Annotated in this window: 15 protein-coding genes; 3 read left to right on the forward strand and 12 right to left on the reverse strand. The window is 73.7% G+C overall.

What is annotated here, in order from left to right; all coding sequences use genetic code 11:
• Positions 1–21 precede the first annotated feature (21 nt).
• Both argG and DQE82_RS08675 read right to left on the reverse strand, forming a co-directional pair.
• Positions 22–1473: an argininosuccinate synthase gene (gene argG / locus DQE82_RS08670; protein ID WP_064445361.1), complete on the reverse strand. Its 1452-nt coding sequence runs from the start codon at positions 1471–1473 to the stop codon at positions 22–24.
• 44 nt (positions 1474–1517) lie between these two features.
• Entirely contained in the window at positions 1518–2366 is an 849-nt protein-coding gene (locus DQE82_RS08675) for an RNA methyltransferase (RefSeq protein ID WP_233514616.1), read from the reverse strand.
• Between the two features lie 66 nt (positions 2367–2432).
• Between DQE82_RS08675 and DQE82_RS08680 the strand changes: the two genes are divergently transcribed.
• Positions 2433–4265, forward strand: coding sequence for a thiamine pyrophosphate-requiring protein (locus DQE82_RS08680; protein ID WP_064445360.1), 1833 nt, complete (start codon positions 2433–2435; stop codon positions 4263–4265).
• Between the two features lie 4 nt (positions 4266–4269).
• Here the strand turns inward: DQE82_RS08680 and DQE82_RS08685 are convergent, their stop codons facing one another.
• The 8 genes from DQE82_RS08685 to DQE82_RS08725 form a co-directional block, all read right to left on the reverse strand.
• Positions 4270–4830: a dihydrofolate reductase family protein gene (locus tag DQE82_RS08685; RefSeq protein ID WP_043329738.1), complete on the reverse strand. Its 561-nt coding sequence runs from the start codon at positions 4828–4830 to the stop codon at positions 4270–4272.
• A gap of 106 nt (positions 4831–4936) precedes the next feature.
• Positions 4937–8053 (reverse strand): BTAD domain-containing putative transcriptional regulator, encoded by a 3117-nt coding sequence (locus tag DQE82_RS08690; protein ID WP_158559970.1) that lies wholly within the window; start codon positions 8051–8053, stop codon positions 4937–4939.
• Positions 8054–8215: 162 nt separating this feature from the next.
• Positions 8216–9523, reverse strand: a complete 1308-nt coding sequence (locus tag DQE82_RS08695; protein ID WP_113972451.1) for a hypothetical protein — start codon at positions 9521–9523, stop codon at positions 8216–8218.
• A 10-nt stretch (positions 9524–9533) separates the two neighbouring features.
• Positions 9534–10631, reverse strand: coding sequence for a TOMM precursor leader peptide-binding protein (locus DQE82_RS08700; RefSeq protein ID WP_113972452.1), 1098 nt, complete (start codon positions 10629–10631; stop codon positions 9534–9536).
• A 752-nt stretch (positions 10632–11383) separates the two neighbouring features.
• Positions 11384–13585, reverse strand: coding sequence for a transglycosylase domain-containing protein (locus tag DQE82_RS08710; protein WP_233514617.1), 2202 nt, complete (start codon positions 13583–13585; stop codon positions 11384–11386).
• A 91-nt stretch (positions 13586–13676) separates the two neighbouring features.
• On the reverse strand, positions 13677–14480 hold the full coding sequence (locus DQE82_RS08715; protein WP_113972454.1) for a hypothetical protein: 804 nt from the start codon (positions 14478–14480) through the stop codon (positions 13677–13679).
• 129 nt (positions 14481–14609) lie between these two features.
• On the reverse strand, positions 14610–15716 hold the full coding sequence (locus DQE82_RS08720; protein ID WP_043329729.1) for an SPFH domain-containing protein: 1107 nt from the start codon (positions 15714–15716) through the stop codon (positions 14610–14612).
• Positions 15717–15721: 5 nt separating this feature from the next.
• Positions 15722–16195, reverse strand: a complete 474-nt coding sequence (locus tag DQE82_RS08725) for an NfeD family protein (protein ID WP_104114608.1) — start codon at positions 16193–16195, stop codon at positions 15722–15724.
• A gap of 98 nt (positions 16196–16293) precedes the next feature.
• Here DQE82_RS08725 and DQE82_RS08730 point away from each other — a divergent pair, with 98 nt between their 5' ends.
• Entirely contained in the window at positions 16294–17604 is a 1311-nt protein-coding gene (locus tag DQE82_RS08730; RefSeq protein ID WP_113972455.1) for a serine hydrolase, read from the forward strand.
• A 359-nt stretch (positions 17605–17963) separates the two neighbouring features.
• Here DQE82_RS08730 and DQE82_RS08735 read toward each other — a convergent pair whose 3' ends face one another.
• Positions 17964–18776: a DUF3097 domain-containing protein gene (locus tag DQE82_RS08735; protein WP_113972456.1), complete on the reverse strand. Its 813-nt coding sequence runs from the start codon at positions 18774–18776 to the stop codon at positions 17964–17966.
• Between the two features lie 161 nt (positions 18777–18937).
• Here DQE82_RS08735 and DQE82_RS08740 point away from each other — a divergent pair, with 161 nt between their 5' ends.
• Entirely contained in the window at positions 18938–19732 is a 795-nt protein-coding gene (locus DQE82_RS08740; protein ID WP_030504270.1) for a hypothetical protein, read from the forward strand.
• A 9-nt stretch (positions 19733–19741) separates the two neighbouring features.
• Here the strand turns inward: DQE82_RS08740 and DQE82_RS08745 are convergent, their stop codons facing one another.
• Positions 19742–20521, reverse strand: a complete 780-nt coding sequence (locus DQE82_RS08745; protein WP_043329726.1) for an HAD-IIA family hydrolase — start codon at positions 20519–20521, stop codon at positions 19742–19744.
• Positions 20522–20552 lie beyond the last annotated feature (31 nt).

Here is a 20552-nt window from a genome sequence, read left to right on the forward strand (position 1 = left end):
GACGAGCCGGCCAACGGCGGATCAGTCGACGCCGAACTCCATGGCGGCCCGGTCGAGCGCCTCGTCCTCGGCGGTGGGCACGCCCCGGGACGCGATGGCCTCGGCGCCGCCCTGCGGCATGGCGCCGATCAGCCCGGTCGAGGCCGCCTGGGCGGCGCCTACGACCCGCTGCGGGTTGCCGCCGCCGACCATGCCGACGGAGGCGTACTGCTCCAGCTTGGCGCGGGAGTCGGCGATGTCGAGGTTGCGCATGGTGAGCTGGCCGATCCGGTCGGCCGGGCCGAACGCCGAGTCCTGGGTGCGCTCCATCGACAGCTTGTCCGGGTGGTAGCTGAACGCGGGGCCGGTGGTGTCGAGGATCGAGTAGTCCTCGCCCCGGCGCAGCCGCAGCGTGACCTCGCCGGTGACCGCCGTGCCGACCCAGCGCTGCAGCGACTCGCGCAGCATCAGCGCCTGCGGGTCCAGCCAGCGGCCCTCGTACATGAGGCGGCCGAGGCGGCGGCCCTCGTTGTGGTAGTTGGCGAGCGTGTCCTCGTTGTGGATGGCGTTGACGAGCCGCTCGTAGGCGGCGTGCAGCAGCGCCATGCCGGGGGCCTCGTAGATGCCCCGGCTCTTGGCCTCGATGATCCGGTTCTCGATCTGGTCGGACATGCCCAGGCCGTGCCGGCCACCGATGGCGTTGGCCTCCAGCACCAGGTCGACGGCGCTGCCGAACTCCTTGCCGTTGATCGTCACCGGGCGGCCCTGGTCGAAGCCGATGGTGACGTCCTCGGTGGGGATCTCCACGGACGGGTCCCAGAACTTCACGCCCATGATCGGCTCGACCGTCTCGATGCCGGTGTCCAGGTGTTCGAGCGTCTTGGCCTCGTGGGTGGCGCCCCAGATGTTGGCGTCGGTGGAGTACGCCTTCTCGGTGCTGTCCCGGTAGGGCAGGCCGCGCTCCAGCAGCCACTCCGACATCTCGGTGCGGCCGCCCAGCTCGGTGACGAAGTCGGTGTCCAGCCACGGCTTGTAGATCCGCAGCTGCGGGTTGGCCAGCAGGCCGTACCGGTAGAACCGCTCGATGTCGTTGCCCTTGAACGTCGAGCCGTCGCCCCAGATCTGCACGTCGTCGGCGATCATCGCGCGCACCAGCAGCGTGCCGGTCACGGCCCGGCCCAGCGGCGTGGTGTTGAAGTAGGCCCGCCCGCCGGAGCGGATGTGGAAGGCGCCGCAGGTCAGCGCCGCCAGTCCTTCCTCGACCAGGGCGGCGCGGCAGTCGACGAGGCGGGCGACCTCGGCGCCGTAGGTGTGGGCGCGGCCGGGCACCGAGGCGATGTCGGGCTCGTCGTACTGGCCGATGTCGGCGGTGTAGGCGCACGGGATGGCGCCCTTGTCGCGCATCCACGCGACCGCGACCGAGGTGTCGAGGCCGCCGGAGAAGGCGATGCCGACACGTTCGCCGATGGGCAGGGAGGTGAGAACCTTGGACACAAGGAAGATTATGCACGCCGTCGCATGGTCATGCAAGCCGGTCGTCAGAGCGGGTCGTCCCGCCCCAGCTCCCAGAACGCCACCGCCGCCGCGGCGGCCACGTTCAGCGAGTCCACGCCGCGCCGCATCGGGATCACCACCCGCACGTCGCTGGCGGCCTGCGCCGCCGCGGTCAGTCCCGGCCCCTCCGCCCCGAGCAGCAACGCCGCCCGCTCGCGCTGCGCCGGGGTCAGCCGCTGCATCGGTACGGCATCAGGCGCGGGCGTCATCGCGAGCACGGTGAACCCGGCCGCCCGGACCTGGTCCAGCCCGCCGGGCCAGCTGTCGAGCTTCGCGTACGGCACCGCGAACACCTCGCCCATGCTGACCCGTACGCTGCGCCGGTAGAGCGGGTCGGCGCAGGTCGGCGACAGCAGCACCGCGTCGACGCCGAGCGCTGCCGCGCCCCGGAAGATCGCGCCCAGGTTGGTGTGGTTGTTGACGTCCTCCAGGATCACCACCCGCCGGGCGGCGGCCAGCACCTCGTCGGCCGAGCGCAGCGGCTTGCGGTGGAACGACGCGAGCACGCCCCGGTGCACGTGGAAGCCGGTGGCGCGCTGGAGCACGTCCGGCGTGGCCGCGTACACCGGCGCGTCACCGGTGTCCAGATCGGCGAGCTGGTCCACGCGCTTGGCGTCGACCAGGTACGACCGGGCCGGGTAGCCGGCCCGCAGCGCCCGCCGCAGCACCAGCTCCCCCTCGGCGATGAACAGCCCGTGCGGCGGTTCCCAGCGGGTACGCAGCTCCACGTCGGTGAGCGCGCGGTAGTCGGCGATCCGGTCGTCGTCGGGGTCGGTGATCTCGTGGACGGGCACCACGCGATTCTGCCCGGCCCGCCGGGGGCGCCCCGGCACGGGCCGGGTTTCCGCCGCCCCGGGCGGGGAACGGAGCCCGAAGGCCGACGCGACGGAGGGACCACGATGGGCGCGGATCACGACGGCAACCTCCCCCGCGACGCCACAGTCGCCGACTACCTGGTGGCCCGGCTCGCCGAGTGGGGCGTACATCGCTACTACGGCTACCCGGGCGACGGGATCAACGGCATGACCTCGGCGCTGCAACGCGCCGAGGGACGCGCCCGGTTCATCCAGGTCCGGCACGAGGAGACCGCCGGTTTCGCGGCCGGCGCGCACGTCAAGTACGGCGGCGGCCCGCTCGGCTGCGTGGTGGTGACCAGCGGCCCGGGCGCGATCCACGCGCTCAACGGCCTCTACGACGCCAAGCTCGACCACCAGCCGGTGGTGGCGCTGCTCGGGCACACCGCGCTGCCCGCCGAGGGCGGCGGCTACTACCAGGAGGTGGACCTGCTCTCGCTCTACAAGGACGTGGCGTCGGCCTTCCTGGCCCAGCTCGACGATCCGTCGCAGGCCCGGCACCTGGTGGACCGGGCCTGCCGCACCGCGCTGGCCCGGCGTACCGTGACCGCCCTGGTCCTTCCCTCCGACGTGCAGGACCTGCCGGCGGTGCCGCACCCGCCGCACGCGCACGGCTACTACCACACCAGCGCGGTGCCGAGCAGCGAGCCGACAGTGCCGCCGGAGGCCGACGTGCGCCGCGCGGCCGAGGTGCTGCGCGGCGGCCAGCGGGTGGCGATGCTGGTCGGGCAGGGCGCGCTGGGCGCCGAGGACGAGGTACGCCGGATCGCCGACCGGCTCGGCGCCGGGGTGGCCACCGCGCTGCTCGGCTTCACCGCCGTCGACCACCGGCAGCCCTGGGTGACCGGCGCGATCGGCCTGCTCGGCAGCCGCCCCAGCTGGCAACTCATGCGCGAGTGCGACCGGCTGCTGATCGTCGGCAGCCAGATGCCGTACTCGGAGTTCTACCCGCCGGAGGGGCAGGCCCGGGCGGTGCAGATCGACATCGACGGCAGCCGGATGGGGCTGCGCTACCCGACCGAGGTGAACCTGACCGGCGACGCCGGACCGACGCTGCGCGCCCTGCTCCGGGAGCTGGGCCCGGGGCCGGGCCCGACCGCCTGGCGGGCCACCATCGCCGACGCCACCGGCAAGTGGCGGGCCGCGCAACGCGAGGTGGCCGCGCAGCCGGCCGACCCGGTGAACCCGCAGTCGCTGTTCACCTCGCTCGACGACGCGCTGCCGGACGACGCCGTGCTCGCCGTGGACTGCGGCACCGCCACCGCCTGGTACGCCCGGCACGTGCGCGTGCGCCCCGGCATGCTGGCCAGCCTCTCCGGCACGCTGCTGTCCATGGGCGGCGGCATGCCGTACGCGCTGGCGGCGAAGTTCGCCCACCCGGACCGCCCGGTGATCGCGCTGCTCGGCGACGGCGCGATGCAGATGAACGGCGTCAACGAGCTGATCACTGTGGCGAAGTACTGGCGGGAGTGGGCCGACCCCCGGTTCGTGGTGCTGGTGCTCAACAACCGTGACCTCGCGTTCGTCAGCTGGGAGCAGCGGTCCAGCGAGGGCACGCCGATGTTCCCGGACAGCCAGGACCTGCCGGACGTGGCGTACCACAGGTGGGCCGAGGTGCTGGGCCTCGGCGGTGAGCTTGTCGACTCCCCCGACCGGGTGGACGGCCTGTGGCAGCGGGTGCTCGACGCGGACCGGCCGGTGGTGGTCAACGCGGTGGTGGACCCGGCCGAGCTGATGCTGCCGCCGCACTTCACCGCCGAGCAGGCCCGCAAGACCGCCGCGGCGGTGCTGCGCGGGGACAGCGACCGGGCCGGCATCGTGCGCCGCGGCGTACCGGCCGCGCTCGCCACGTACCGGCCCCGCCGCCGGGGCCGCTGAGGCGTCAGGCCCGCGCGTAGCGCAGCAGCACCGACCGCCCGTCGAACTGACGCGTCTCGACCAGCCGCAGGTGCTGGCGGGCCAGGTCGGGCAGCACCTGCCGTCCGCCGCCGAGCACCACCGGGTGCACGATCACCTCGTAGGTGTCGACGAGCCCCAGCGCGGCCAGCGCCGTCGCCGCGCCGGTGCCGCCGGTGACCAGCAGGTCGCCGGGGAACCGCTCGCGGACCTCGGCGAACTCCTTCGCCAGGTCGCCGCCGCCGACCACCACGGCGCCGTGGGGAGCCTCGGCGAGCGTGCGGGAGACCACGATCTTCGGGGTACGCCGCCAGATCGGCGCGAACGCCAGGTCGTGCGGGTGGTCGGAGATCGACTCGACCTGCGGCCAGTAGGAGGCCATCATCTCCCACACCCGCCGCCCGTAGACGAAGGCGGAGGCCCGCTCGGCCAGGTCGATCGAGTACGCCGACAGCTCCTCCCCCATCTCCGGCCAGTCGAACTCACCGTTCGGGCCCTCGATGAAGCCGTCGACCGACGTGTGCACCCCGTAGATGACGTTGCCCATGATGTGTTCCTCCGCGTTGCGGCGCGTCCCGGTCGGGCGCGCTCGCCGGTGGGTCGGAGCCGCCCGGCCGGATCCGACAACCCGGCCCCGACGACTCCCGGCCAGGCTACGGTCCGGCCAGCCGCCGCTCGATCTCGTCCGCCGTGGCGGTGGCCCCGATCCGGGCGGCCACCTCGTGGGCGCGTCGCCAGACGTCCCGGGCCGCCTCGGCCCCGGTCAGCCGCTCCACCGCCCGGGCCAGGTCCATCAGGGCCTCCAGCTGCAGCGGCGGGCTGGCCGTCAGGTCGTCGGCCGCCTGTTCGAGCAGGACCCGCGCCCGCGCCGGGTCGCCCGACATCAGGCTGATCCGTCCCTGGGCGTACCGGGCGTAGGCCAGGTAGGCGGCGACCCGCATCTCGCGGGCCTGCTCCAGGGCGGTGTCGGCGTATCCGGCCGCCTCGCCCAGCCGGCCGTGCCCCGCGAGCATCGCGGCGACCTCGCTGAGCAGCGCCACCTCACCGAGCCGGTCACCGTGCCGCCGGACCAGTTCCAGGGCCTCCAGGTACGCCGCCCGGGCCTCGTCCACCGCGCCACGGTGGTCGTGCCAGCGGCCCGACGCGCGCAGTCCGAACGCGAGCGGCCGGGGCGTGCCGGCGGCCCGCAGCAGCGCGACGGCCCGGGCGAGCGTCTCCCCGGCGGCCGGATCGCCTTCCTGGAACTGGAGGACGCCCAGCCGGGCGAGTTTCGGTCCGGCGGCCACCTCGTCGCCGGCCTCCTGGTACAGCTCGATGGAGCGGACCAGGCTGGCGCGTGCCGCCGGACGGTCCCCCAGCCCTTCGTACACCTGGTTCTCGACCCCGGCGATGTCGGCCCGCAGCCAGGGCTGGTCGAGCGGCTCGGCCGCCGCCGCGGCGGCCCGCGCGTGGCCGAGCGCGGCCTCCAGGTCACTGCGTAGCAGGGCCGCGAACGCCACGCAGAGCCGGAGCCGGGCGATCCCCTCGGGGTGCCGCCGGCGCTCGGCGGCCGCCAGCCCGGTCTCGGTGACCCGGGTCAGCTCGTCCACCCGGGCGTCGACGAACAGGTAGTAGTCGCAGTGCCAGGCCAGCGCCCAGGAGTAGTCCTCCAGGCCGGGCGTCGCGGCGGCCTGCTCGACGCTGTCCAGCAGGGCGGCCCGTTCGGCGCTGAACCAGCGCTTCGGGTCGCTCAGGTGCTCGCCGGTGGGCGCCGGTGACCTCGGCAGGTCGGCGACGATGGCGGCGCCGCCCTCGTGACTCAGCGCCACCCGGGCCTGCTCGACCAGCGTCAGCCAGGTGCCGAAGACACGCCGCAGCACCTCCGGCCGTTCCCGCGGCCCCTCCTCCCGCGCGGCGCGTTCCCGGGCGAAGGCGCGGACCAGATCGTGGAGGTGATAGCGGACCTGGCCCAGCTCGTCCGGTCCGGTCACCTCGACCAGGTTGGCCTCGGCCAGGCCGGTGACCGCGTCCGCCGCGCCCGCCTCGTCGTCGAGCAGGACGGCGGGCAGCCACGGCGGCGCCCGGTCGAGGTCCAGCACCGCGAACCGGCGCAGCAGCCGGCGGACCGGCTCGTCCAGCGCCACGTACGCCGAGTGGAACGCCGCCCGTACGCTGCGGTCGGCGCGGGCGAGATGGTCCAGCCGGTGCGAGAGTTCGGCGAGCTGCGCCGCCGCCTGCCGCAGCGACAGCACGCCGGGTATCGCCAGCCGGGCGCCCGCGATCCGCACCGCCAGCGGCAGCAGCCCGCAGTGGTGGACGACGTCCGACGCGGAGCCGGGCTCGGCGGCGACGCGGTCCGGGCCGATGATGCCGGCCAGCAGCCGCAGCGCGTCCGCCTCGGGCAGCGGCTCCAGCCGCAGCTGGTGGGCGCCGTCGACGTCGACGAGCGCGCGCCGGCTCGTGACCAGCACGACGGTGTCCGTACCGGGCAGCAGGGGGCGCACCTGCGCCGCGTCGGCCGCGTTGTCCAGCAGCACCACTCCGGGCCGCTCGGCCATCGCGCCCCGGAACAGCGCGGCGCGTTCCTCCAGGTCCGCCGGGATCTGGGCGCCGGGCACGCCGAGCGCCCGCAGGAACCGCCCGAGCACCTCGACCGGGGGCGCCGGATGGTCGTGCCCGTTCAGGTCCACGTAGAGGTGCGGACCGGGGTACGCCGGGCCGAGCTGGTGGGCGATCCGGACCGCGAGGGTGGTCTTGCCGACGCCGGGCAGGCCGCTGATCGCCGTCACGGCGACCGCCGGCCGCTCCGGAAGCCACTCCAGGACCGCCGCGATCTGTTCCTCCCGGCCGACGAAGTCGGTGAGGCCGGCCGGAAGCATCCGGACCGGCGGGCGCGCGGCCCCGTCCGGCCCGGCGGCACCGTGTTGTGCGGCGACTCCGTGCTGTGCGGCGACTCCGTGTTGTGCGGCGGCGGCCTGGCCCGGTCCGGAGCCGGGCGGGTGGTCCGACGGCGCGACGGCCGGCCCCGCGTCGGGCGCCGACCGGAGGCTGGGGTCGTTGCGCAGGATCAGGTCGCGCAGCCGGATCAGCTGGGCCGTGGGGTCGATGCCGAGCTCCTCGGCCAGGCGGCGGCGCAACTGGTCGAACCGGTCCAGCGCCTCGCCCTGCCGGTCCGCCAGGTAGAGGGCCCGCATGAGCTGACCCACGAGCGACTCCCGCCACGGGTACGCCTCGACCAGCTCGGTGAGCCGGCCGATCACGCTGTCGTACCGGCCGAGGCCCAGCTCCAGGCCGAGGCAGCGCTCGACCACTGTCATCCGCCGCTCGTCGAGACGCTGCGCCGCCGCGGTGAGCGCCGGCGTACGCAGGCCGTCGAGCGCCGGACCGCGCCACATCGCCAGCGCCTCGCGCAGCCCGGACACCGCCTCCCCGGGGGCGCCGCCCCGGTCGAGGAGCCCTTCCGCCCGGCGTACCCGTTCCTCGAAGACGTCCAGGTCGAGTTGACCCTCGGCGACGGTGAGCAGATATCCGGAGCCGTGGGTGCCGATCACGTCGCCGGGCAGACCGGCGGCGCGCAGCGCCCGTCGCGCCGCCGCGACCCGGTTGCGGACCTGGACGTCCGCGCTCGCCGGCGGATGGCCGCCCCAGGCCGCGTCCATGAGACGGGACACCGGGACGATCCGGTTGGCTTCCAGCAGCAACGCGGCGAGCATGGCCTGACTGCGGGGGCCACCGACGCGGACCGTCCGATCGTCGAGGCACACCTCGACCGGGCCGAGCAGCCGAAACATGACCGCCGGCACCATTCGCTCCCCCCGAAGCGCGCGGACCCGGGCGACCACGTCAAGATCGCCCTCCGGCCCCACCCTAGACGAGTTCGCGCGAGGCCAGGGGGTGACGCGTACCAGCGGTGACCGGGGGGACACACCACTGTGTCCGGTCGTCGTCGGTGGTCAGCCGATCGGGTCCGGCGCGGCGTGCGGCGCTTGACCGGACGTGGCCCGCGCCCGGCGCCGCCGGGAGTGACGGCGGTAGAACGTGACCAGGAACATCGCCTGGAGCGTGCCCTCGACGAGCAGGACGAGCGCGCCGTCCACGGCCGCGAGCAGGCTTCCGCCGGTCGCGCCGGCCAGCACGGCCGAGCCGGCCTGGATCGCGCCGTGCGCGACGATCGGGATTCCGAACAGGACGAAGCTGGACAACGCGACGGCGCTGCCCGCCACCACCGCCAGCGCGTAGATCCGTACCGCGCGCCGCTCGTGCGGCGGCAGGACGGCGGTGGGGTCCCCGGCCGACGGCGTCACCCGGCCGGGAAGCGCCGCGTGCAGACCCCGGCGCAGCAGGTGCCGGGCGTACGCGAAGCCGTCCTGGAACAGGTTGCGGCACCGCAGCAGGTCCAGCAGGACGAAGTAGCAGTCGGTACGCATGTAGACGTGCAGTTGCAGCGCCATCGACATGACGATCACCAGGACGACGGCGGACAGCAGGCCGCCGACCAGCGGATGCGGCCGGGCGTACGCCATCACCAGCAGCGCGGCGCACACCACGGCGGAATCCCAGAGCAGGCCGCTGAGGTAGACGCGGTACCGGTGGCGGCGCGGCACCGACCAGATGGCCGTCACGTCGGTCTCCAGGACCAGATGGTGCAGCCGGGTGGCGAACCGGATCCGGGCCGGCGCGTCCAGCGAACGGGCCGCCACCAGGTGACTGAACTCGTGCAGCACCGCCGTCCCGGAGAACAGCACGGTGTTCACGAGCACGGCGAGACCGACGTAGTCGGTCCAGAAGAAGTCCCGGTACGACGGCAGCAGCTCGGGACGGCGTACCACTGTGGCCAGCGTCGCCGCGACCAGCGCGACGTAGGCCACCTTCGCCGCGGGGCCGAACAGCCAGCGCACGTGCCGGGCCCGCAGCCAGGGCAGGTGCGGCCGGTCCTCGCGGCGGGCGCCGCCGGTGGGCCGGCCGTCGACCTCGGCCACCAGGCCCGCCTCCCGCAGCGCGAGCACCAGGTCCACGAGGTCGAGCTCCACGTCGTGGTCGGCGGCGATCCGTTCCTCGGCCACGCCGATCGGCGCTCCGCCGTCGAGCAGCTCGACGGCACGGACGCCGATCGCGGGCAGCTCCACGAACTCGCCGACCTCCGGCCGGCCCACCACCACCGAGTCCGGGTCGTCGTCGGACGGCCGGATCCGCAGCGGGTGGAACCGTACCCGCGTCGCGGCGCCCAGATCCGGCGCCGCCTCGACCCCGGTGGTCGTCATCGCCCGGTCCTCACGCGCCGCGCGGACCGCACGAGGGGCAGTCCGGGTCCCGCGGCACGTCGATGAAGTAGTGGTGGTCCCAGCGCGCGGCGTTCTGGTGGAAGACCCGCCCGGCCACCTGCTGAGGCAGCCCGCCGAGGTGGTAGAGCACCTCCAGCGCGCAGAGGTGACCGGTCACGTTCGCGGTGGCGGCGATCACCGCGTTCGGTCGTTCCCCGCCGCGCAGCGGCGTGCCGTCGGTCTGGATCTCGTGCTTGTCCGGCCGCCGCCGCAGGCAGGTGTAGCACCCGGTGCGGCCCGGGAGGAACGAGCCGACGACCGTCATCGGCCCGGTGTAGAGCGCCATGAACCACGGCGTGCCGGTACGCAGCGCCGCCTCGTTCGTCCAGTCCTGGATCTGGTCGACGGGCCGGTCCGCGCAGAGGACGAAGGCGTCCCGCCCGTTCATCAGCGGCACCAGGTCGTCGGCGGAGCGGACCCGGCACTCCTCCCCGGTGACGTCGACGTGCGAGTTCATCGCCCGCAGCCGGTCCACGGCGACCTTCACCTTCGGCTGGCCGAGGTCGCTCTCGGTGTAGAGCAGCTGGCGGGTCAGGTTCGGCTGGTCGATCACGTCGAAGTCGGCGCAGTGCAGGCCGCCGACGCCGCTGGCGACGAGTCCGGCCGCGACCGCCGTGCCGGTGCCGCCGAGACCGAGTACGGAGACCCGCGCCCGCCCGATACGCGCCTGCACCTCGAAGGGCGAGCTGCGGGGCTGGGTGTCGATCCAGGCGTAGAAGTGCCGGGCCCGGTCGTAGCGCTGCGCGGCCTCCGCGGTGAACCCGTCGGGCAGCGGGGCCGCCGCGTCCTCGACGAAGCCCTGCGCGATGAGCTGCTCCACCACCTCGCGGACGCTGTCCTCGTCGATGCCCGGGTGCGTCTCGGCGAGGTCCGCGCAGACCTCCCACACGTACCGGGTGCCGTCCAGCAACGTCAGGATGCGGGCGATCGTGCCGTCCTCGTCGTCCTGGATCTCCGACGCGACGCCGTACTGCATCAGACCGATGATCAGCCGGTTCCCCGGCAGCGTGTAGGGCTCGTGGACACTCTTGACGCGCGGCTTGAGCATGGGACCGCAACCTCACTAACGCTCGGCGGAAGACGGGAAAGCGGCACCCCGGCCGCCGCGGTAGGTGGCGGCGACCGGGGTGCCGGCGCGGATCAGGCGCCGTTGCTCTCGCGGATGACGGTGGTCTCCAGCCGCTCCAGCTTGCGGACCTTCAGCGAGAGCTTCTTCTTGCCGGCCTGCTCGATCGTGGCCTTCTCCATGGACGCCTCCTCGATTCGGGTACGCCTTCCGTGGTGCCGGAAGGCGAGCCCAAGCCTGTCGCCCGGCGTCACCGGTCGATCACAAGTCGATCATCAGCGGCCGTTGATGATCGCCGCCACCATCCGGGTGCGTGGCCCGACCTGTGATGATCGCGTTGCTCGGCGTCGACGGCTCCGGCAGGACCAACCAGGCGAAGGCGCTGGCCGAGCGGCTGCGCCGGCGAGGTGTCCGGGCGCGGTACTTCGAGAACGCCGGTGGGAGGCCACTGTGGAACCCGCTGGCCCGGGCACCCGGCCGGGCCGACGGGTTGGCGCTGTTCGGCCGTACCGTCCATCCGGCGCTGGAGGCGACGGTGCGCGCGGCGGCGATGGCCCGGACCGTGGCGGTGGCCCGCCTGACCGGCCGGGTGGCGGTGCTGGACCGGTGGACCTGGTGCCAGGACGTGATCAAGGCGGCCCGGGGCGACCGGAGACGGCGGGTGGCCGCGCGCCGGGAGGCGGCGTTAAGAAGGGGCCCCTTTACTACCGGAGGCGTTAAGAAGGGGCCCTTCCTTACCCGCGGTCGCGCAGCCAGCGCAGCACGTCGGAGGGCAGCTCGCGGTCCTCGCGCTGCTCGCGGCGGTCCGGCTCGGTCCGCCGGGGCGGCTGCGGGCGCTGCGGGTCGCCGACCAGCGCCCGGCTCGGCGCGGTGAAGTCGGCCACCGGCTTGCCGGTGACCGCTGTCCTGATGGTCCGCGCGACCGCGTCGATCACCTTCGCCTGCACGGCGGAGCCGACCAGGTCGGTGACGTCGTCCGGGTTGGCGGCGATGCCGGCCACGGCGACCTGCGGGGTGTACCCGACGAACGTCTCCGTGGCGTTCCGCTCCGAGCTGCCGGTCTTGCCGGCGACCGGGCGGCCGACGATCGAGTCGACGGCGGTGGCGGTGCCGCCGTTGCACTGCCCGAACGCCGACTGCTGGCCGACCGGGCAGCGGGCCGCGTCGGTGGCGGCCCGGGCCACGTCCGGGTCGAGGACCCGCTTGCACTCCGGTCGCCCCACGTCGACGGTCCCGCCGTCGGGCGTGGTCACCGAGACCACCGGCAGCGGCGTGCAGTACGTGCCCTCGGCGGCCACCGTCGCGTACGCGTTCGCCAGGTCGAGCGGGGTGGTGGCGGCCACGCCGAGCGTGAACGCGCCCCAGTCGGCGGCGTGGTCGCGGGCGAACGTGGCGTCGGAGTCGGCCCGGAAGGTGATGCCGAGGCGCTGCGCCATCTCCACCACCTTGTCCTCGCCGACCTGTTCGGCCAGCCAGACGAAGTACGTGTTGACGGAGCGGCCGAAGCCGTCCCACATCATCCGGTAGCCGTCCATCCACTGCGGGTTGGCGTTCGCCGGGCACCAGGTGCCGTCGCAGTTGCCCTCGTCGTCCGAGGCGTACCGGGTGGGCAGGCGACTCGGGGCGTCGAAGCCGGTGGACAGCGGCTTGCCGGCCTCCAGCGCCGCCAGCACGGTGAACATCTTGAACGTCGAGCCGGCCTGGTAGCCGTCGACGCTGGCGCCGCCGGAGATCAGCGGGTTGACCGTGTTCGGGTGGTTGGCCTGCCCGTCCGGGTTGGCGTCGAGGCTGTAGTGCCGGTTCACCGCCATGGCGAGCACCCGGCCGGTGCCGGGCTCGACCGCCGCGATCGGCAGCGCGCGCTTGTTGCCGTACCCGTAGACCTTGGTGGCCTGCTCCTGCGCGGTCTGCTGGATCTTCGCATCCAGCGTGGTGACGACGCGGTAGCCGCCCCGGCGCAGCGCCTGCTCGCGCTCCTCGGGGGTGGCGCCGAACGCGGGCTGGGTGAGCCACCAGCGGCGCAGGTAGTCGCAGAAGAAGCCCCAGTCGTCGTGGCCCTGGGCGGTGGCGGTGCAGCCGTTGGGCTGGGCGGTCGGGCGCAGCGTGGGCGCCTGCGCCTTCGCCGCCGCGGCCTGCTGGGCGGTGATCGCGCCGGTCTCGGCCATCGCGTCCAGCACGTACGCCCGGCGGGCCAGCGCCTGGTCCAGGTCGCCGTCGATCGGGCTGTACGCCTCCGGCGACTGGACCAGACCGGCGAGCAGCGCCGCCTCGCCCAGCGTCAGGTCGGCCGGGGCCTTGCCGAAGTAGCGCTGGCTGGCGGCGGCGACGCCGTACGCGCCGGAGCCGAAGTACGCGATGTTGAGGTAGCGGTTGAGGATCTCGTCCTTGGACAGCGACTGCTCCAGCGCGTTCGCGTACCGGATCTCCTGGAGCTTGCGCCCGACGGTCTGCTCGATGGCGGCCTGCCGCTCCGCCGGCGTGCGGTTCGGGTCGGTCTTGAGCACGTTGCGGACGTACTGCATGGTCAGCGTGGAGCCGCCCTGCTCGGTACCGCCGCCCTTGACGTTCGCCACCAGCGCCCGGGCGATGCCGCGCAGGTCCGCGCCGCCGTGCGAGTAGAACCGCCGGTCCTCGGCCGCGATGATCGCCTGCCGCATCACCGGGGCGATCTCGTCCAGCGACACGTCGGTGCGGTTCACGTCGTAGAACGTGGTGATCAGCGTCTTGCCGTCGTTGGCGTAGAGGTAGGAGCGCTGCGGCTGGGCCGGGGTGCGCAGCGCGTCGGGCAGGTCCGCGTACGCGCCGAGCGCCGCCCGGGCGGCGAACCCGCCGAGCAGTCCGGCGGGAAGCGCGGCGACCGCGAGGACGAGCCCGGCGAGCAGGCCGGCCAGCAGCACGGTGAACAGCCGCGACAGCGGCGACCTGGGTGACGGCATGAAGGCAAGGATTGCCACGAAAGCCGCCTACCGGCCACCTCGCCAGGCAACTGTCAGTTACTTCACGGCGGCCGCCCAGCTGAAGAACCGGTCAACCGGCGCCGAGTGGGCCCTTCGGTGACGCGGGCGGCACCGGAGCGGCGGCGACGCTGGCGGCCGCCGCGTCCCGGGCGATGGTCTCGGGCACCAGGCGGCCGCTGCGGTAGCCGATGCCGATGCCGGAGACCAGCACGAAGATCGCGCCGAACGTCTGCAGCGAGCCGATCAGCGCGCCGCCCAGGCCGAGCAGCGGGGCGGCGATCATCAGCATGGTCCCGTCGCCGTAGGAGAACATCCCGGACCGGGCCACCGACCAGCCGGTCAGGAACCAGCCCACGCTGTAGAGCGTGGCGCCGAACAGCACGATGCCGCGCGCGGTCACGCCGAACACCGGCGTCTGCTCGGCCAGCCCGGCGAACGGCAGCATCAGCACCATCCCGCCGATGCTGGCGAGCAGCCCGGCCAGCGCGACGCGGCGGCAGCGGGTGGCGGCGAGCAGGCCGGTGAGCGCGAGCAGGGCGAGCAGCCCGAGCCACACCGAGGCGACCCAGCCGACCAGGTAGAGCGGCCGGCCGTCGGCCGGGTACGGGTCGTTGCCCACCCCGCCGTCGCTGGCCATCGCCACCAGGCCGTAGAGCACCGCGTACGCGGGCAGCAGCCAGACCGCCGCGCGGGCGAACCGGCGGATCGACCAGGCCCAGGTCGCGTCGGTGGCGGGCGCGCCCGGGCCGGGCTCGGAGACGAACGGCAGGACCCCGAACCCCCCTCCGGTACGCCGCGAGCCGATCGGCCCGGCGGGGTCGTGCGCGCCGGGGACCGGGGTACGGGAGAACAGCCGGTTCGCCGGGTCCTTCATGCGTCACCTCGTTCGCGCCGCGGGTGGCCCGGGACACGCAACGGCGCTCCGGCCCTGCTCACCACCCGTCCTCAAGACCGATGGTGGCAGTCGCCGGAGCGCCGTATGAGGACTTCTCGGATTTGCCGGTCAGCCCCGCTCGCGCTGGTCCGCCGGGTCGTTCACCAGGCTGGCCGGCGACACCGGCTCCGGCGCGGGCAGGCCCTGCGGGGCGTTGCCGCCGGTGGCCTGCGCCTCGGCCACCCGTACCTCGTTGTGGATCTCCTGGGCCGCGACAGCCGCGGCCTGGGCGGCCTCGGCGGCCTCCCGCTCGACCTCGCCGGCGCTGCGGGCGGCCTCCGGCGACGGCACGTCGCCGGCCATGTTGGCCAGCCCGCCCAGCGCGCCGCCCATGCCCTCCAGGGCCTTGGTCAGCTCGGTCGGGACGATCCAGACCTTGTTGGCAGTGCCGTTGGCGATCTGCGGCAGCGCCTGGAGGTACTGGTAGGCCAGCACCTTCTGGCTCGGGTTGGCGGTGTGGATCGCGTCGAAGACGGTACGGATCGCCTTGGCCTGGCCCTCCGCCTGGAGGATCCGGGCCTGCCGGTCACCGTCGGCGCGCAGCACCGCGGCCTGCTTCTCACCCTCGGCGGTGAGGATCTGCGACTGCTTGTGGCCCTCGGCGTTGAGGATCGCGGCGCGGCGGTCCCGCTCGGCGCGCATCTGCTTCTCCATCGAGTCGCGGATGCTCGGCGGCGGCTCGATCGCCTTGATCTCGACCCGGGTCACCTTGATGCCCCAGCGGCCGGTGGTCTCGTCCAGCACGCCGGACAGATGCCGGTTGATCTCCTCGCGGCTGGTCAGCGCGCGCTCCAGGTCCAGCGAGCCGATCACGTTACGCAGCGTGGTGACGGTGAGCTGCTCGATCGCCTGGAGGAAGTTGGAGATCTCGTAGGTGGCCCGGACCGAGTCGACCACCTTGAAGTAGAGGACCGTGTCGATCGAGACGACCAGGTTGTCGGAGGTGATCACCGGCTGGGGCGGGAAGCTGACCACCTGCTCACGCATGTCGACCTTGGTGCGCACCGCGTCGACGAACGGCACCAGCAGGTTCAGGCCCGGGTTCAGCGTGCGCTTGTAGCGGCCCAGCCGCTCCACCACGTCCTGCCGCTGCTGCGGCACGATCCGTACCGCCTTGAACAGCGTCACCACACCGATCAACGCCACCGCGATCATCAGGATCGCCAGAAACTCCATACCGTTCACCTTTTCGCTTCGGGCAGCTCGCCCGGGGGAGAAATGTCGTCCTGCCATACCAGGGCGGTAGCGCCCCGGACCTTGATCACCTGCACCCGCTCACCCTCGGCGTACGAGCGCGTCGCGTCGTACGAGCGGGCCGTCCACAGCTCACCATCGATCTTGATCATCCCGCGCTCGGAGTCGACCGGCTCCAGGACCACAGCGGTGGCCCCCTCCAGCGCCTCCACCCCGAACGGCTGCTCCCCGGTCTCGATCGCCGGCCGCGCGTGCCGCCGGACCACCGGACGGACCACCGCCACCGACAACGCCGACACCACCGCGAAGATCACCGCCTGCAGCGCCACCGGCGCACCGAGCGCCGCAGCGCCGGCCGCGGCGAACGCCCCGACCCCGAACATGATCAGGAAGAGCGTCGTCGTAAAGATCTCGGCGACCGCCAATACCACACCCAGAACGATCCAGAACACGGCGTCCACGAGAACAATCCTGACACGTCAACGCACGTGTCATCGAACTGTCATGATCGCTAGGCTCGGCTCGGCGTACCGCGCCCACCGCCGACGAGGAGGACGAGATGCCCCTGCTGCCCGAGACCGCGCGTCAAGTGGACCTGCTGGTCGCCCGGGCTCAGGCCGAGGGGCGGGGCCCCTCCCTCGCCCTCGGCGTGGTCCGCGACGGCCGGCTGGCGCACCTCGCCGTCGCCGGTGAGACGCCCCGCCCCGACGCCGACCTGCAGTACCGGATCGGCTCGATCACCAAGACCATGACCGCGGTGCTGGTGATGCAGCAGCGCGACGCCGGCCGGCTGTCACTGGACGACCCGCTGGACGCCCACCTGCCCGGCACCCCGGTCGGCTCGGTGACGGTGCGCCAGCTCCTCGGCCACGTCAGCGGCCTGCAACGCGAGCCGGACGGCGACTGGTGGGAGCGGGTCGGGGGCACGGACCTGGACACCCTGCTCGCCGGGCTGACCTCGGACAAGATCGCCTACCCGCCGCACTTCGTCTACCACTACTCGAACCTGGCGTACGGGCTGCTCGGCGCCGCGCTGGAACGGATCACCGGCACGCCCTGGGCGGAGCTGCTGACCGAGCGGCTGCTGGCCCCGCTGGGCATGCGCCGCACCACGTACCACCCCACCGAGCCGTACGCCCGCGGCTACGTCGTCCACCCGTGGCACGAGACGCTGCGGGAGGAGCCGCGCACCGACACCGCGGCGATGGCGCCGGCCGGCCAGCTCTGGTCCACGGTCGAGGACCTGGGCCGCTGGGCCACGTTCCTGGCCGACCCGGACCCGGCGCTGCTCTCCCCCGCCACGCTCACCGAGATGTGCGCCCCCATGGTCATCAACGACCTCGACTCGTGGACCGGCGGGCACGGCCTCGGCATCGAGCTCTACCGGGTCGGCGACCGGGTGTACGTCGGACACGGCGGCTCCATGCCCGGGTACGTCGCCGGCCTGGCCGTGCACCGGCCCACAGGCACCGCCGTGGTCAACTTCGCCAACTCGTACGGGCTGCGCGGCCACCACATCGGCGCGCTCGGCCGGGAGGCGCTCACACTGGTGCTGGACGCCGAACCGGCCGCGCCCGCCCCCTGGCGCCCGGCCGACCCGCCCGCCGCCGACGTGGCCGCGCTGACCGGGCGCTGGTGGTGGATGGGCGGCGAGTACGAGTTCCGCGTCGACGCCGCCGGCGACCTGGTCGGCGGCCAGGTGGGCAGGCCGCAGCTGCGCTTCACCCCCGAGGGCCCGGACCGGTGGCGGGGCCGCGCAGGCTCCCAGGACGGCGAGATCCTGACGGTGATCCGCGACGAATCAGGCACCCCGGTAGCCCTGGACATAGCCACCTTCGTCCTGACCCGAACCCCCGACGAGCTCCCGTAACTCCCGCCCCTCGCCCCTCGCCCCCGCCCCGCCCCGCCGATCTTGCACTTGTGGCCCTCATTCCGCCCGCTATGCCCGATCCGCGGGGACCACAACTCCATGATCGGCGCACACCCGCACCGCTCACCCCGTGATCAAGGAGTTCGCGTCCGCGTTGATCTCCAATTCACCCACAAACTCCTTGATCACCCTGGCGGGGGCGGGCGGGGCGCGGGGGCCAGGGGCGCGAGGGGCCGGGGCGGGTGCGGGTGGCGCTGGCGCACGGCGGGGCCGGGGGCGACCGTGACCCGCGCAGGGATCAAGCCTGACCGCCCGGAGCCGGGCACGGTCGCCCCCGGCCCTCAACCGCAACCGACCTCTCAGACAGGCTCGGTGACGAAGTCGATCAACCGCTCCATCGCGTTGATCAGCGGCGTCTCCACGTCGGCGAAACTGTCCACCCGGGACAGGATGTGCCGCCACATGTCAGCCGGCTCGGCCACCCCGAGCGCCGCGCAGACCCCCTCCTTCCAGGGCTGCCCCGGCGGCACCACCGGCCAGGCCGCGATGCCCAGGGCGTCCGGGCGTACCGCCTGCCACACGTCGACGTACGGGTGCCCGGTGACCAGCACGTGCGGCGAGTTCACCCGGGCCACGATCCGGCTCTCCTTCGAGCCGGGCACCAGGTGGTCGACCAGTACGCCGAGGCGGCGGCCGGGGCCGGGCGCGAACGCGCGTACCTCGTCGGCGAGCGCGTCGATGCCGTCCAGCGGCTCCACCACGACGCCTTCGATGCGCAGGTCGTCGCCCCAGATCCGCTCGACCAGCGCGGCGTCGTGCACGCCCTCGACCCAGATCCGGCTGGCCTTGGCGACCTGCGCCCGTACGCCGTCCACAGCTATCGAGCCGGACGCGGTACGGCGGCGCGCGGCAGGCACCGGGGCGCGGGCCGGCCGCCGCAGCGTGACCGGCCGGCCGTCGAGCAGGAACGCGGCGGGCAGCAGCGGGAAGTTTCGCCGTCGCCCGTGCCGGTCCTCCAGCACCACCGCGCCGGTGTCGAAGCCGACCACCGCGCCGCAGAACCCGGAGTCGGCGTCCTCGACCACCAGGTCCGGCTCGGCGTCGACCTCGGGGATCACCTTCCGTCGCCGCCAGTCGCCGGCCAGCACGTCGCCGTCGTATCGCCCCGCCATGCCGGAGACGCTAGCCACGACCTCGGCGTGTCGCTCGCCGACGCGCCGACCGGGGCGTCATCCGTCGGCACGAAACGGTGCGAAGGGGTTAGTTGGGGGCAGGTCGCGCCACCGGAGCGGCAGCCGAGACAGCAGCGGCGCGGAGCACGTACCCTTTCGGCATGTCCTCCCCCGCAGCGGGCGCGGCCACACTGGCTCCGCGCCGGTCGAGCCGGTTCGTCGCCTGGGTGCGTGCCTGGCGAGCCGGCCTGGTGCCGTTCGACGAGGTGGCCGACGCGGTCGCCGGCGACGAGGAGCACCTGGTCGCCGACGCACCCGGCACCTGGACCGACGTGTCCCTTCGGGAGGCGCTGCCCAGCCTGGCCAAGCACTCCCCGGACGACATCCGGCTGGTGCTGCCCGCGCCGGGCGACCCGCGCGGCCTGCCCGGCCCGGGCGCGTTCGCCGGGGCGGCGCTGGTGGCCGGCGAGGCGGTGGTGGCCAGCGGCATGGGGTTGGTGCCGGAGGTCCGCACGCACACCTCCGGGTCGGGGATGACCTGGGAGACAGTGCTCTGGCGGGTCCACCCGCTGCCGGCGGACGCGCCGAAGGCGTCCCTGTCCACGCCCGGCGCGGCGGAGGCCGAGGCGGAACTCTCCGCGGTGCTCGCCGAGACGACAGCCACGCTGACCCGCCTCGACGTCGCGCAGTGGCGGCCCGAGCTGGCCGGTGCGCTCGCCGCGTTGCGCCGCCCGGACGGAGGCACCGACCTCCCGCCCGGCTTCGACCCGCGGGCCCGCCGGCTGTTCGCGCGCGCCGCCGTACTCGATCGGGTGCTGGCGCTGGCCGGAGAGAGCGCGCCCGGCGGCGCGGTGAACACCTACGAGGCGCAGCAGCGCGACGCGGCGCTGCGGCCGCTGACCACCGCCTGCCGGCAGGCCCTGGTGGCCGCCTGCAACGCGCCGCTGCGGCTGTAGAACCCCGGCTCAGACCTCGTCGATCAGGTCGGCCACCGAGTCGACGATCCGCGACGGACGGTACGGGTACCGCTCGGCCTCGGCCCGGCTGCTGATGCCGGTGAGCACCAGGATCGTCTCCAGGCCGGCCTCCAGGCCGCACAGGATGTCGGTGTCCATCCGGTCGCCGATCATCGCGGTCGACTCGGAGTGGGCGTCGATGGTGTTCAGCGCCGAGCGCATCATCATCGGGTTGGGCTTGCCGACGAAGTACGGGTCGACACCCGTCGCCTTGGAGATCATCGCCGCCACCGAACCGGCCGCCGGCAGCGCGCCCTCCATCGACGGGCCGGTGGCGTCCGGGTTGGTGCAGATGAACCGGGCGCCGTCGTTGATCAGCCGGATCGCCTTGGTTATCGCCTCGAAGCTGTAGGTGCGCGTCTCCCCCAGCACCACGTAGTCCGGGGCGAAGTCGCTGAGCACGTACCCCACCGCGTGCAGCGCCGTGGTCAGCCCGGCCTCACCGATGACGTACGCGGTCCCGCCCGGCCGCTGGTCGGCCAGGAACTGGGCGGTGGCCAGGGCGGACGACCAGATCGCCTCCTCCGGCACGTCCAGCCCCATCCGGGCCAGCCGGGCCTGGAGGTCACGCGGGGTGTAGATGGAGTTGTTCGTCAGCACCAGGAACGGCTTGCCGGAGGCACGCAGCTTCTTGACGAACTCCGGCGCGCCCGGCACCGGCTGTCCCTCGTGCACCAGCACGCCGTCCATGTCGGTGAGCCAGCTCTGCACCGGCTTGCGGTCAAGCATCGTGTCGTCCCCAGGGGTGTCGTCGGGTCGG

Source organism: Micromonospora sp. LHW51205 (assembly GCF_003315815.1).
Lineage (GTDB): Bacteria > Actinomycetota > Actinomycetes > Mycobacteriales > Micromonosporaceae > Micromonospora > Micromonospora chalcea.

What these genes read in the sequence shown, in the direction of transcription:
- DQE82_RS08680 (WP_064445360.1), top strand. Translation starts at nt 2,433, where the DNA reads ATGGGCGCGGATCACGACGGCAACCTCCCCCGCGACGCCACAGTCGCC.
- DQE82_RS08685 (WP_043329738.1), bottom strand. Translation starts at nt 4,830, where the DNA reads ATGGGCAACGTCATCTACGGGGTGCACACGTCGGTCGACGGCTTCATC.
- DQE82_RS08690 (WP_158559970.1), bottom strand. Translation starts at nt 8,053, where the DNA reads ATGTTTCGGCTGCTCGGCCCGGTCGAGGTGTGCCTCGACGATCGGACG.
- DQE82_RS08695 (WP_113972451.1), bottom strand. Translation starts at nt 9,523, where the DNA reads ATGACGACCACCGGGGTCGAGGCGGCGCCGGATCTGGGCGCCGCGACG.
- DQE82_RS08700 (WP_113972452.1), bottom strand. Translation starts at nt 10,631, where the DNA reads ATGCTCAAGCCGCGCGTCAAGAGTGTCCACGAGCCCTACACGCTGCCG.
- DQE82_RS08710 (WP_233514617.1), bottom strand. Translation starts at nt 13,585, where the DNA reads ATGCCGTCACCCAGGTCGCCGCTGTCGCGGCTGTTCACCGTGCTGCTG.
- DQE82_RS08715 (WP_113972454.1), bottom strand. Translation starts at nt 14,480, where the DNA reads ATGAAGGACCCGGCGAACCGGCTGTTCTCCCGTACCCCGGTCCCCGGC.
- DQE82_RS08720 (WP_043329729.1), bottom strand. Translation starts at nt 15,716, where the DNA reads ATGGAGTTTCTGGCGATCCTGATGATCGCGGTGGCGTTGATCGGTGTG.
- DQE82_RS08730 (WP_113972455.1), top strand. Translation starts at nt 16,294, where the DNA reads ATGCCCCTGCTGCCCGAGACCGCGCGTCAAGTGGACCTGCTGGTCGCC.
- DQE82_RS08735 (WP_113972456.1), bottom strand. Translation starts at nt 18,776, where the DNA reads ATGGCGGGGCGATACGACGGCGACGTGCTGGCCGGCGACTGGCGGCGA.
- DQE82_RS08740 (WP_030504270.1), top strand. Translation starts at nt 18,938, where the DNA reads ATGTCCTCCCCCGCAGCGGGCGCGGCCACACTGGCTCCGCGCCGGTCG.
- DQE82_RS08745 (WP_043329726.1), bottom strand. Translation starts at nt 20,521, where the DNA reads ATGCTTGACCGCAAGCCGGTGCAGAGCTGGCTCACCGACATGGACGGC.